Below are 12,910 nucleotides of genomic sequence, written 5' to 3' on the forward strand. Positions count from 1 at the left end.
ACAGGAGATATAATACCCCTCGTAAACTTTGGTTGGGATACCGTACCTGACCGGCTAGCAGGAGAGAGACCATGGCGCGAATCAAGCGAGAGCAGGGCCGAGAGGAAAAGCGGGACGAAATTGTTGCCGCGGCCAGGGCCTTGTTTTTGGAGGAAGGCTACGAGGCCGCCTCCATAAACCGTCTGGCAACCGCCGCAGGGGTCGCGCCGAATACAATCTACTGGTATTTCAAGGACAAGGATGATGTGCTGGTGGCCGTGCTCGATGCCGAGTTCTCGGCGCGCATGGGCGAATATCAGGCTCTACCGACCATGAGCTCACCTGAGCTCCTGCTCTGGGTTGTCAACCACCTCAAGCAGGTCAGCCGCCTGGTAGGTACTGTACATTCCCGACTGGAACAGTCACCCGCTATAAATACTTGGCATGATCGTTTTCATGCCTTTAGTGAACAATTGCTGCGCCTGGAATTACAGAAAAGTGGCATAGCACCGCAGAAAATCGAGGCGCTAGTGAAAATCAGTGTATTCACCATCGAGGGGTTGCTCGCTCATTCTCTTTCCGAGGAGCAGAATCGCGCGATCTGCGCTGCGCTGGTTACCCCCTGATGTAGATACTTAATTCACCGGTCTTTGTGGTATATGATGTGGAACATCATCATGCATAACAGTAAGGAATATGGATTCCGTGGGTGGAACTCGCTGGAAAAAAGGCTGTACAAGTGGCTGTAAAAGCAGGCACCTGACCGTAGCCATGCTAACCATCAGCTTGCTGTTTGTGGTGTGCGGGCGCGGGTATTGGGTCATTGTGCAATGCCTGCATGCCAGTCAGCACACCATGATACATGTCGATCCAGCCCATCAGGGTTATTTAGCCCACCATCATCATACTGGCAGCGATCTACTGGATGAAGCGGATGGCGCGACGCACCAGATCATCCATATTATGGACAGCATTGAATATTCGGTTCCTGTGCTGCTTGAGGCGGAAGCGTTTCGCAGCCCACGCTATCCCCCGGTTGACGGGTCACCGCAATTCCCTCCTGATGTGGTATCGGCCACACTCTATCGCCCCCCGAAAGAAACCTGTTCAACCCTCACATCCTGAACGGTTTCCACTTGCGTGGATGCGGTTCTCAATTCAATCATTCTATGGAGTTTACAATGACGAGTTTATTCTCGCCGGGTTGGGATGGGGCTCGAACCCGGGGCGCCAAAATACTGCTGTTATGCGGTGTTATGATGGCCGGGTTTATCATGAGCAGCCCAACCTTTGCACATGGGGTGGCAGAAGATGATGCGGCGTTCCTGGAGCAAAGTGCCGGCGCACAGCTGATACCCTTTATCTATCTTGGCGCAAAGCACATGGTGACCGGTTACGATCACCTGCTGTTTCTGTTTGGTGTGATCTTCTTTCTGTACCGAATGAAAGAGGTTGGCCTTTACGTGACCTTGTTCGCGGTAGGGCACAGCGTAACGCTGCTTTATGGTGTGCTGAGCGGCACCCATGTGAATCCCTATATTATCGATGCCATTATCGGATTTTCCGTGGTGTACAAGGCACTCGATAACCTGGGAGCGTTTCGCCGTTGGTTTGGTGTGCAACCCAATACCAAGGCAGCGGTGCTTATCTTCGGTTTCTTTCATGGCTTCGGCCTGGCTACCAAATTGCAGGATTTCAAACTGTCGGAAGATGGCCTGGTGGCGAACATACTGGCGTTCAATGTGGGCGTGGAGATCGGTCAGCTGTTGGCCTTAGGCGCTATCCTCATATTGATGAACTACTGGCGCCAGTCTGCTTCATTTGTCCGTCATGCTTTCACCAGTAATGTAGTGTTGATGTCGGCGGGTTTCATTCTGGTGGGTTATCAGGCCACCGGTTACTTTTTTCATTCTTAAGGAGTCGTCATGCACGATATAAGTGACTTCAATAAAGATGGCTTGCCAACTTCAGCAAGCCTCATCAAAGCCACCATCATCGCGCTTTTGGTCGGCGCGCTGGTTCTTGTTACCGCCATACTACCGGCAGAGTACGGGATTGATCCAACTGGCCTGGGTTCCCGTATGGGGCTCAATGGGTTAAGTGCAGCCGATGTTGCTGAATCGATGGAAGTGCCCAGTGGCAATCTGTTGATGTCGTCCAGCGCAACCCTGGCTCCGGTCTGGAAGAGTGAAACCAGCTTCAGGTCGGATACTCTGTCTCTCACGCTTCAGCCTGATGAAGGCACGGAAGTAAAAGCCATGATGCAGGAAGGGGAGCGCTTTGTATTTAGTTGGCAAGCCAATGATGGAGGCTTGAACTTCGACATGCATGGAGAACCCATCGGCAATATGGATACCTTTACCAGCTATTGGAAAGGCCGCAATCAACCCAGCGCACACGGGGAGTTTGTTGCCCCGTTTTCCGGTACCCACGGTTGGTATTGGCATAATCAAGGCAAAGAGCCTGTCACGATTACGTTAACAACCAGCGGCTATTACGAAAAACTTTATCAACTTTAAGAATAATCTAATGGAGATATCGAATGAAACGTTTAATCCAAATTGCCTTTATGACTCTGATGACCCTGATGCCGGTGCAACTGATGGCTCATTCAAATCATGCCTCCTTTGATCCGGTTACCGTTGAACAGGCAGAAGCCGTTGCAGATATGACCGTACAAAACCTGGTAAACAGTAAACAACTGGCCGAATCCTGGAAGACGTCAAGTAAAAAACCAGCGACCCAGCGCGAAAGCCGCTATGGAAAAGTGTGGGTTGTTGTATTTAAGAACGACAATGTGAAAGAGGAAGATAAGCGCAGCCTGCATGTTTTTATCGATGAGTTTGGCAATCCGATCTCCGCTAACCACGAAGGGAAAATCTAGTTCATTCCTGCGCAAGGGGCCTGATACAGGCCCCTTTTTTTGCGCTTCTCCTGAATCCTATCAATGATGGAGTAAGGAGGAGGGTGCCCTGTATTCCGCCGGGGGCATCAATCTCATTCTTTGGCTATACACTATGTATACAGCGCCCAAAAGTATGAACCAGTCCAAAAAGTAACGCTCGGATAACATAAGACACAAAGAACAGGTTGCGGCTGCGCCGGAGTAGCCGTTAGACTTTTTATATTCTGACAATCAGCATTGTCACATCTGGGGCCATGTCGCCGTACTGTTACTTTCGAAAAACAAAATCAAGGCATCAATATCATGAACAAGTTCAATCGCCGTAAGTTTATCGGAGGCGCTGCTGCCGTCGCCGCTTCCACCACCGTTCCCAATAAGTCCGAAGCTGCCCTTTGGCGGCGGACCACACGTTCAGAAGAACGTGCGGTGGTTATTGGCTCCGGGTTTGGGGGCGGTATTAGCGCCCTGAGGCTGGCCCAGGCCGGGGTTAAGGTCCTGGTGTTGGAAAAAGGGCGTTGGTGGCCCACCGGCCCAAATTCCACTACGTTTCCCAGTGCTACTGTGGTAAGCCAGAAGCACTTCTTCTATACAGCCTGGCCGGAATACAATGGTTTCCGTATCGGCCTGTGGCCCTACGCGGGCATTCTGGAGACCATGGCTTCCCCCACCCATACCATCGTATCGGCTTGCGGTGTCGGTGGTGGGTCCCTGGTGTATCAGGGCATGAGCCTGCAGCCCGATGAAAAGAATTTTACCGATTGGTTTCCCGCAGAAATTGACTACCGGGAAATGGACGAAGTCTACTACCCCCGGGTGGCCGAGATGTTAAAGCTGCAAACCGCGCCGGACGAGTTGGTCAATAGCACCACCTATAAGGCAGCGCGGATCTTTGCCGACCGGGTAAAAAAGGCGGGTTATAACGTTGACAAGGTTCCCATGCCCATCGACTGGCAGTATGCGCTGGATGAACTCGACGGCTTGATGAGGCCCTCTTATACCAATGGGGACTGTGCATTTGGTGTAAGAAACGGTGGCAAGCAATCGGTTGACGTTACCTACATTGATCAGGCCCTTGCCACCGGTAATGTGACTGTCGAAGCGCTGCACCATGTGCGCGAAATCGAACGGGATGCGGACGGTTCCTGGTTGGTGTATGTGGATCGCACCAGCCTGCGTGGCACCGTGCTCGAACATAAGATCATTAAAACCCCCACCCTGATTATGGCGGCAGGCACCGCCAATACCAATAAATTGTTGCTCAGTGCCGCTGCTGAAGGCCGAATCCCCGATCTGCCCGACGAACTTGGCCAGGGCTACGGTACCAACGGTGACCAGATCTATATCTGGAACAAAATGCCCGAGAACCCCGGCCCCCGCCAGGGTGGCCCCGTGGTTTACTACAGCCAGGAGTGGAACGACCCCAATCAACTGGCCAACACCGTTATTCAGGCATCCTTACCGCCCCTGGTTCCGGGCCGTGAGTTCTCTTCCGCCCTACCCAGTTCATTGTTGCCGGGCGTGTCCGGCATTGCCGCAGAGTCCAACGATCCGACGTTGCCGGGTACCCCCGCTACTATGTTGGTGGGCTATGGTGTCAGTCGTGGTAGGGGTTATTTCAGTTACAATTCTACTCGTCGTCGGGTTGAACTCAATTGGCCTAAAGGGGGCGATGACGAGTTGGCTGCCCGTATTCGTGAGCGGATTTCTGCAGTGGCCGGCCCCGAGAGCCAACTGATCAATACCAACGACACCATCAACAGCACTTGGCACCCGCTGGGCGGTGCTTGTATCGATCGGGTGTGTGATCTCGAAGGGCGGGTAAAAGGTCAGAAGGGACTGTATGTGTTGGATGGCTCTTTGATGCCGGGAACCACGGCTGCCTGTAATCCTTCCTGGACCATTGCCGCCATCGTGGAACGCGCCATGGACCGCATTGTGCAGAACGACGTGGGTACCATTATCTAACAAGTAAGTGATGATTGAGTGTTTGGCACCTGCGACCGTGGCAACGGCTACACGAAGCCAATGCAGGAGCAGGTGCCAGCCCTGATCAAGTAGTTGCCACTCACCTGTTGATACACATCGAACGCCACCGCTTTGTGCTCGTTCTCTTCCAGCGCGTGCCACAGCCAGAGCTTCAGGGCATCCGGATCGCCGTGTAATGCTCCAGACAAACCGTGGTTGCCAGATGAAAAATCTTCGGTGTAAAGCGTTGCAGGCCGCCCAGTACGCCGCCCAGAATTTCTTCCAGGGCTCTGGTGGGGTAGCCTTTCTGGCGTGCCATGGCATTCCAGGCCATGTGCTCCTTTTTATGCATTGCCTCCTGGCCAACAAAGCCGGCGATCTGGGATCTCAGCACCGGGTCATCGATCTGGTCCCGGTAGTGGCGCACCGACTCAATGAAGAAATCTTCCCCCGCCGGAAATACCGTGGACATGGCCAGCCAGAACGCGCTGAGAAACGGATCGTTGGCATAAAAATACTTTTTCGCGGTGGATGCATCGAAGTCGAAATCCAGATGTCCTTGCTGTAGGTCTCACCGTCTGCCATTGTTGAATAAACCGGCAGCCTCCCGGATTTACCTGATTTCGCCGTTATTACGGCCAGTAAACATGCCAATCGATAAAAGTTGGCTGACCGTGCATCCAAACGATCTTATACCTGAATGGAACAGTGCGTGAGGTAGGGGCACTCCTTCTGGTGTCCTGGGAAATAATCGGCATTACTTTTACTTTGCGCTTTACTGGACCGGCAGTCTGTGCGTCAGCGTACTCTAAAGCTGGGTTAAGTTTTGGCTAATATTGTTCGATCAGCAGTAAAGCGAATAAACGACGGAATTAAAAAAATTGCTTTGTGCTGCAATCAAATGGCCAATCTACACGTCTATAGATGAGCAATGGTGGCAATAGAGCCATTTGCTACATACTGTTTTCGTTAACGCTTGGAGAAACCATAATGAACAATTCAAAGGCCATGCCCCTGGCATTCGCAAGTATTCTATCCCTGGGAACCCTGATGACGAGTTCAGCACAGGCCGTGCCAGACCAACCTTCTCAGTGGGAAAAGTGTGCCGGCATCGCCAAGGCCGGCAAAAATGACTGTGGCGCCCTGGATGGTAGCCACAGCTGTGCTGGGCAGGCGAAAGCCGATAACAGCCCCAATGAATGGGTCTATGTTCCCGCAGGCACCTGTAATAAGATCACCGGTGGCAAAGTGGCGGCACTAAAACCGGCCAAGGGATGAAACGAGGTGAACAGTGGCCGGTACCCAGCACTATAGCCGGTGTGGGTATCGGGTTGCGCACGCCGCATATTCCGGAGGTTCTCGACACCACACCCGCCATTCCGTGGTTTGAATTGCTGGCGGACAACTGGCTGGCGGCCGGTGGGTTAAGCCTGGACTATCTGCATGCCGTCAGTGAGCGCTATCCGCTAACGCTACACGGCGTAGGCTTGTCGCTGGGCGGCACAGATCCTCTGGATTTGGATTATCTCGCCAATATCAAGCGGCTCAAGGAGCGGTGTGGCGCTGTTTGGTATTCCGAGCATCTGTGCTTCAGCCAATTTCGTCGGCACCATTACCACGATCTCTGTCCTCTGCCGTTCACCAATGAAGCCGTGCGGCATGTGATCGAACGCATCCGCAAGGTGCAGGACTTTCTCGGCGAACAGATCCTCATTGAAAACGTATCGTCCTACCTGCGCTACCGAGTATCGCAATTCGGCGAGGGTGAGTTTTTAGCGCGGGTCGCGGAAGGGGCCGATTGTCTGTTACTGGTTGATCTCAACAATTTGTATGTCAACCAAATCAATCACGGCCAGGATGCCCGGAGGGTCATCGATTGCCTGCCCGCACAACGGGTCAGGGAAATCCATCTGGCGGGTTACCAGGAAAAGGCCGGCTTTCTGCTGGACGCTCACAACCATCCGGTGGCCGAACCGGTTTGGTGGCTTTATAACTACGCGCTGCGGCGGTGGGGACAGGTGGCGACCTTGATCGAGTGGGATCACGATTTGCCACCCTGGTCAGTGCTGATGGGGGAGCAACGTCAAGCAACGGACTACCATGCTTCAACGTTGTGCAAACATAGTTCGGGCGCACTGGGGGCAGAATTGAGGGCAGAACAGTCATGACACTGAGGGCGCTGCAACACGACTACTACCAGGCCATGCAGGGTAATGATAGTGCATTAAAAGCGCGAGTGCAGGGCGCCGGTGACTTGTCCACTGAACAGGCATTGGCGGTTTATCGCAACAATACCGAACAAACACTGCTCTCGGTTCTCCAACAAAGCTTTTCCGTTTGCCGGATGCTGGTGGGCGAACGTTGCTTTAATCAACTGGCGCTCCGGTATTGCCGTACCCACCCGTCATCGAGCCTGGATTTGAACGCTTACGGCGAGTTGTTCCCCAACTTTATCGATCAGCGGCTGGCCCCTGGAGAACCTTTACAGGTGGTACCCTATCTTGGAGATATGGCGCGGCTGGAGTGGCTGCTTCAGCGCGCATACCATGCGGCCAATCGCACGGGCTTTGATTTCTCGCGCTTTGCCAGGCTGACCCCGGAACAACAACCCGATGTACGGTTTACCCTGGCACCGGATGTCGCAGTCGTTGCCGTTCAGTGGCCGGTCGCCGACATTTGGACCATGCATCAGTCTGATGCGGACACACTTTCCCCTTTGCTTGTGGAACAGGCCCTTCAGCATGTGTTAGTTGAGCGAGCAGCCTACCGGCCACAGCCGAGCATCATCGACAGGCAGATGTATGACCTGGTGCGGGCGATAGATAGCGGCCGATCATTCGCCGACATCGTCTCACTGGATCCTGATTCAGCTCAAAAGCTGACAGATGCCATTCAACGTAACTGGGTCACAGGATTTTATGACTAAAGACCATTTATCGGATAGGAATAAGCCGGAAAAGCCGGCGCTGTTCAGTGCCGATGAATTGAATCGACTCTACCGTTATGGCCTATCACTCACGGGAGAACGGGATCGCGCCTATGATCTGTTGCAAACCGCCTTGGAAAAGTATCTGTGTCAATCACAAGCCCCAGCCAACGCTATGCGCTACGTGCGAAAAATTATGCATAATCAATTTATTGATGATTATCGGCAGCAGCGCCACATTACAACGGTGGAGTTGGACGAACAGGCTTTGTTGGATTTTGATGTGCGCACACTGGAGCAGATGGTCATAGACGAGCAAACGTTGGACCAGGTCTGGCGCCTGCTTGATCCTCTAGAAAGAGAACTGATGTATCTATGGGCAGTTGAGGGTTTTACTGCACAGCAAATTGCCACTGAGCTGGAGCAGCCAAGGGGTAGTGTTTTATCCCGCATCCACCGCATCCGTAAAAAACTTACTACTGCCATGCCAATGCACGATGTCAGATCCGAAAGGGGTGAAAAACATGAATCATAAGCCCTTGCGAGAGTGTGTCACGCAACGATTCGAAAAGGAATCGTTAACGCCTGAGCAACTGGACTGCTTGCAAGAGCGCCTTTTGCAAGCCGATCTTATCGATACGAATTCCACTACTGGCCCAGACATGAGCACCTGCGCTCAGTCATCCACACCGGCTACTTGGTTTGTGTCGAAACGTTATGCAATGCTATTGGTCGCCGTGGCCTTGTTTGCTGTACTGGCCTTGCCCCGAATTTGGATCCAAAATATTAGCCTGCCCGAACGCATTGCCCAGGAAGTGGCCAGGAATCACTTGAAGATGAAACCCCTCGAGCTGGAATCCAGCTCTATGGCCGAAATAGCCCATTACTTTGCCCAACTGGATTTTAACCCCATTCATTCCCAGGTGTTCCCATTGGGTGAGGACCGTTTGCTTGGTGGACGGTACTGTTCCATTCAGGGGATTACCGCAGCGCAACTGCGTTACCTTGATGAGCAGGCCCAACGCGTGACGTTGTACGAAACGGCCTATGATCCACGAGTGTTTTCGGCGCTGCCGGATATTGATAAAGGTGAAAAGCCCCTGGTTCTTTATGCCAAAGGGCTAAAGATGACAATTTGGGTTGAGAAAGACTTGCTGTTTGTTTCGGCACAAACGGAACATGGGGGCTAAGCCGGTAAGGATGGTCGAGACGAATAAAACTCAGTCGTGGATGTGCATTTCTATCGAGAAGAAGCGCCTCCTTAGGTTGGAAGTTGAGAGCGTCCAACAATTTGCTCAGGCGACCATCCTAGCCGGAGAAGCTTGCGGATCAGGAGGTAGTTCGATTCAGTATAGTGCCGGTTTCGCCTGGATCGACTGCGTCTGACGCGGGTGTGCCCGTGCCCTTACGCACGCCCGTGGCGAGAGACCTGTCCACAGCTTAAAGGCCCTACTGAACACTGCTACTTCTGAAAATCCTAAATTCAATGCCAGCGTTGTCACGTCCACATCGGAAAGGCTGAGATTTTTGCACGTAAGTCGTTTACGAGTCTCTTGCATGAGATTGCTGAATGAAGAATTCCGAGCCATAAGCAGCCGTCGCAGTTTGCGCGGGGACACTCCGAGTGTGGCTATGACCACGGTTGGCTTGAAAGATTTTGCCTGATCGTTGTTAGGCGGAGTTGTAGTTGTAAATCTGATTGGTGAGGAGCGGGGGAATCAAGGAGAGGAGTGTACTATACCGAACGATGTAATTTTGTACCAAATATTAAATCTACTTTAATCCCTGCGTTGCTGCAAAGTATTAGGGGAGTAGGGGCCTCGTTTTTGTGTTATGGAAAGAGGGGAGGAGGGCTTCAGCTTTCCGCACTATAATATCTCGGCTCGGAATTATGGGTCACCAACAATATAGGGAGGTTTTTGCCACACTTTGGCCTCTAACCTAATGAAATATTTAAGAATAATATCTCCGTTTTTTTGCCGGTTTTACGGGTTTCGAGGCTTAAAACTTCCAAGAACGGATCTTTTTATAGTCAAACTGGGCTTCATTAGCCGCTTTTCTGGTGAAATTATACTCACCTCGTAGATTCACATGTTTCCAGGTAATAACCGATCCATGACTAATACAGTCAATGATCTGCTGTCTTTGCTCCTTATCCTCCGTTTCCATGATCAACTTGGACAGGAACAGATAATTCCACAGTATTATGCTGTTCTGAATGATGACCTGGCAGGCAGCTGATAACTGTTGATCTTCTGGCTCACCATCCTGGAACTCCTGGTCGTTATCGAAGAATACGGCATGGGAAAACTTGTTCGACAGCTCTATCCGGTTCAGTTGCTTTTGGATCTGTTGGCGCAAGGTTACATCATCGAAGTAGGTCAGTATAAATTGGGTCTTAATGATTCGACCAAATTCCTGTAGTGCTTCATAGAGTGGATGCTGGTTTGAATAAGAACTCAATCTTTTGAATAACTGAGATGCGGTAGCGTGATGGGTCTTGATGGTCGCCATAAAGCGAAGAATATCTTCCCAGTTTTTCAGTATCAGGTTCTTGTTGATGGTTCTGGTGGGAATGAGGGGATAGCCTTTCTTCTGAAAGGTTTTCCTGGCTGAAAAGGCGTATATGCGCTGTTTTGAAAGATCCTTTAACCTGGGTGCAAAATCGACTCCCAGCATATGGCTCGCCCCGAAGATCTTCTCCGTATAACCATGGGTGTCAGTGGAATGAATCTGGTTCGGCTGCACGCTGTTATGCATTAAGCCATCCAGCACATAAGCCGCTTCGCGGTCGGAAGCACTGAATACCGTAGAGTGGAAGATTGCCTGACGCTCATCAATAAAGGTATACAGAGTTACCCCCTGGTCCTTACCAAAGTACTTGAAGGAATAGTTGGCGTGAAGAGCATCCACACTCACATTCACTTTTCGGCCATCACTGCTGGAATGGAGTACAGCTGGCTTGGTTAAGAAGTTGTTGGCCAAAGCCAGCTTTCCAATGGCCTCCACCAACGTGTTGTTCGCGTCATGGAGGTTTTTTAAGCTAAAACACCAGTTCACCGTATTATGCAGTAAATGTTCTTTAATACCGGTGGAAATCTTGGAGAGTTTGCCAATACCTATATTGCAACCCTTGCCGATGATGCCTGCTAGAAACACGTCTTCTTCAGGCTTCATCTTCACATTTTTATTGCTGTGATGTTTGAGAGACTCGGTAAAACCCGTAGCTGCATTGATTTCTCTAAGCACGTCCAGTATGGGGACGTAGCCTGACGATGACAAAGTATCCGATATGTACTCTCGGTCTTGGGATTCCACGCTGGGTGTCCTGATACTCGGTTGCCCATGGCGATTGATAGTGAAGTAGGGGTTCTCCTGATTCAGAATGCGCTCATTCACAGACTCATATTTGCCGTGTATGGCTGCTTTCAGTAGTTCTAAATAGGATCGTCCGTCTTTGAATCGGTCTAATCCGGTTTCTTTCAGTATGCGATCTCGATTCTCTTCCCAGTAACGTAGATCCAGTAAATAGTTCTGAATAGCCCGATATTCATAAGAATGTTTCAGGTTCAGCCGACCTCCTTTAATGGCCTTGGCCATATGAAAGAACAGCAGTGATTTGTAGAGCGCCGGAACGATCTGGTCATCACGGCGGACGACGTTCTGCTCATTCGACTTCAAAAACTCCGTAGGAGCATCTTCCAGAATGGTGTTGGGATCCTTCAGTACATAGTCGATGGCTTTGATCAGATCAGGATCACTGGTTGCGGTATCAAATTCCAGGAACCGAACAATATTCAGTGCTCGGCGCTCCAGTTTTTTAGCTTCTTTTTCCATTAAATCATAGAACGACTGATTTCGGCTTTCTTTGCTCAGGTACTCATCCAGGTTTCCGAGGCGGTCTTGATCTTCAATGGAAACACCGCCAAATTCATGAACCAGTTCCTCAATGCGATAGTATTTCTCATTAGGCCCAGTCTGTTTGCTCTCCACAATACTAATCACCGCTTTGGCGAACGCCATGTAAGATTTATGCGATTGATTGAGCGTTTGTAAGGCCTCCATGCGCTCTTTCTTGTTGGCTTCGTCCTGATCACGAACCTTTGACTGGATGCTATGTAAGGCGGCTGTGACCACCTTAAGGAACGCTTTAACCAAAGCGTCCTGGCGACGGAAGTACTGATCTTTGATAAAGGCCAGTAAGTGTAGATATACCTTATCCCGATTGGGAAACTGCATGATCTGCTGATAATCGGCCTTACTGAACCAATCTGCGTAAAAGCGGGTGGCTTGATCTGATAACGTAATACGTTCATACACCGGTTCATGGGTAATGTACGCTGATTGAAAAATCTGGGCTGCTTTTATCGCTTCAACCAACTTGCCGGGTCTAATGCTCTGTTCTACTTTCTTCAGCGATGTTATCGGGGGCTGGTGGCGGGAACCGACTTTTTTGCCCCGATCCAATAACTTGTCCAAGTTGTCTCGCTGAGTGTCATTCAATGCGCAGGAGAGAGCTTGGATAACGGATTCCTCTGCTGAGTTATATGCATCCGTCACGATTGTGGTCAAGGCATCATAACCAGGCACTGTAATCTGGCGATCCCAACATAGATCCACCAGCGCTATAAACAGTTTGCGGGGATCGAGTTGATTTGAGGCTTGTTTTTCTGCGTAACTCGATAGTAGGGGCCTGTGGGATTCGTTAAACGATTCCCAGCCTTTTGCATTCAGAATGCGCTGGCGGTGCCGACTGTTGGTGGTGCTGTTGTAATCATCAATATCCACCGCTTCACAGCCCAAGAGATGGCAAACATATTTAATGTCACGTTTTCTGAATTTGGCGGGGCTATAAAAACGGGCATTGGTTTTGAAGTACCCATACTGAAGTACAAAGCACACTTTACTTATATCTTCCGCCATATGGGAAACGGAGCGCTTTAAATCTGGAGGCAATTTGAAGTTAACTAGTCGCTCCTGGGCAGTAAAAAGAGGAGGGAGCTCAAATCGTTTCGCGTCTTTAACATTAAGAATGTTAAGTAAAGGCATGCGTTGTAATTACTCTACTGTTTTGCCCAGCTGTCAAAATTGACTGAAGTTTGGGCGAGAGCCAATCTGTGATTTACACACATCTC

Annotated in this window: 13 protein-coding genes and 1 pseudogene; 11 read left to right on the plus strand and 3 right to left on the minus strand. The window is 50.8% G+C overall.

Going from position 1 to position 12,910, the window contains the following annotated elements; translation table 11 throughout:
- Positions 1–71 precede the first annotated feature (71 nt).
- From D9N13_RS11085 to D9N13_RS11110, 6 genes are all read left to right on the plus strand, one after another.
- Positions 72–605 (plus strand): TetR/AcrR family transcriptional regulator, encoded by a 534-nt coding sequence (locus D9N13_RS11085; protein ID WP_290589485.1) that lies wholly within the window; start codon positions 72–74, stop codon positions 603–605.
- Between the two features lie 145 nt (positions 606–750).
- Positions 751–1,104: a hypothetical protein gene (locus D9N13_RS11090; RefSeq protein WP_290589487.1), complete on the plus strand. Its 354-nt coding sequence runs from the start codon at positions 751–753 to the stop codon at positions 1,102–1,104.
- A gap of 131 nt (positions 1,105–1,235) precedes the next feature.
- Positions 1,236–1,895 carry a HupE/UreJ family protein gene (locus tag D9N13_RS11095; protein WP_290589855.1) on the plus strand — a complete coding sequence of 220 codons (660 nt, stop codon included), beginning with the start codon at positions 1,236–1,238 and terminating at the stop codon, positions 1,893–1,895.
- Positions 1,896–1,904: 9 nt separating this feature from the next.
- Positions 1,905–2,498 (plus strand): hypothetical protein, encoded by a 594-nt coding sequence (locus D9N13_RS11100; protein ID WP_290589489.1) that lies wholly within the window; start codon positions 1,905–1,907, stop codon positions 2,496–2,498.
- 23 nt (positions 2,499–2,521) lie between these two features.
- A complete protein-coding gene (locus tag D9N13_RS11105) occupies positions 2,522–2,863 on the plus strand; it encodes a DUF6488 family protein (RefSeq protein WP_290589491.1) in 342 nt (113 codons plus the stop codon).
- A 324-nt stretch (positions 2,864–3,187) separates the two neighbouring features.
- Entirely contained in the window at positions 3,188–4,849 is a 1,662-nt protein-coding gene (locus D9N13_RS11110) for a GMC family oxidoreductase N-terminal domain-containing protein (protein ID WP_290589493.1), read from the plus strand.
- A 47-nt stretch (positions 4,850–4,896) separates the two neighbouring features.
- Here D9N13_RS11110 and D9N13_RS24310 read toward each other — a convergent pair.
- Positions 4,897–5,402 (minus strand): annotated as a pseudogene (locus D9N13_RS24310) (metal-dependent hydrolase).
- 437 nt (positions 5,403–5,839) lie between these two features.
- On the opposite strand from D9N13_RS24310, the gene D9N13_RS11120 reads away from it, so the two are divergent.
- From D9N13_RS11120 to D9N13_RS11140, 5 genes are read left to right on the plus strand one after another with little or no spacing between them, the layout of a single operon-like run.
- Positions 5,840–6,127 (plus strand): DUF2282 domain-containing protein, encoded by a 288-nt coding sequence (locus D9N13_RS11120; protein ID WP_290589496.1) that lies wholly within the window; start codon positions 5,840–5,842, stop codon positions 6,125–6,127.
- Positions 6,124–7,017: a DUF692 domain-containing protein gene (locus D9N13_RS11125; RefSeq protein ID WP_290589499.1), complete on the plus strand. Its 894-nt coding sequence runs from the start codon at positions 6,124–6,126 to the stop codon at positions 7,015–7,017. Before D9N13_RS11120 ends, D9N13_RS11125 begins: the two co-directional genes overlap by 4 nt.
- On the plus strand, positions 7,014–7,775 hold the full coding sequence (locus tag D9N13_RS11130) for a DNA-binding domain-containing protein (protein WP_290589502.1): 762 nt from the start codon (positions 7,014–7,016) through the stop codon (positions 7,773–7,775). Before D9N13_RS11125 ends, D9N13_RS11130 begins: the two co-directional genes overlap by 4 nt.
- On the plus strand, positions 7,735–8,310 hold the full coding sequence (locus tag D9N13_RS11135) for an RNA polymerase sigma factor (protein ID WP_290589505.1): 576 nt from the start codon (positions 7,735–7,737) through the stop codon (positions 8,308–8,310). The genes D9N13_RS11130 and D9N13_RS11135 overlap by 41 nt, the downstream gene beginning before the upstream one ends.
- Complete coding sequence (locus D9N13_RS11140) at positions 8,300–8,965, plus strand: hypothetical protein (RefSeq protein ID WP_290589508.1); 666 nt, start codon at positions 8,300–8,302, stop codon at positions 8,963–8,965. Before D9N13_RS11135 ends, D9N13_RS11140 begins: the two co-directional genes overlap by 11 nt.
- Before the next feature lie 156 nt (positions 8,966–9,121).
- On the opposite strand, the gene D9N13_RS24315 is transcribed toward D9N13_RS11140, so the two are convergent.
- Both D9N13_RS24315 and D9N13_RS11150 read right to left on the minus strand, forming a co-directional pair.
- Positions 9,122–9,415 (minus strand): helix-turn-helix domain-containing protein, encoded by a 294-nt coding sequence (locus D9N13_RS24315; RefSeq protein ID WP_411268148.1) that lies wholly within the window; start codon positions 9,413–9,415, stop codon positions 9,122–9,124.
- 361 nt (positions 9,416–9,776) lie between these two features.
- Positions 9,777–12,824, minus strand: coding sequence for a Tn3 family transposase (locus D9N13_RS11150; protein WP_290589510.1), 3,048 nt, complete (start codon positions 12,822–12,824; stop codon positions 9,777–9,779).
- Positions 12,825–12,910 lie beyond the last annotated feature (86 nt).

This window comes from Ketobacter sp. GenoA1 (assembly GCF_003671475.1).
Lineage (GTDB): Bacteria > Pseudomonadota > Gammaproteobacteria > Pseudomonadales > Ketobacteraceae > Ketobacter.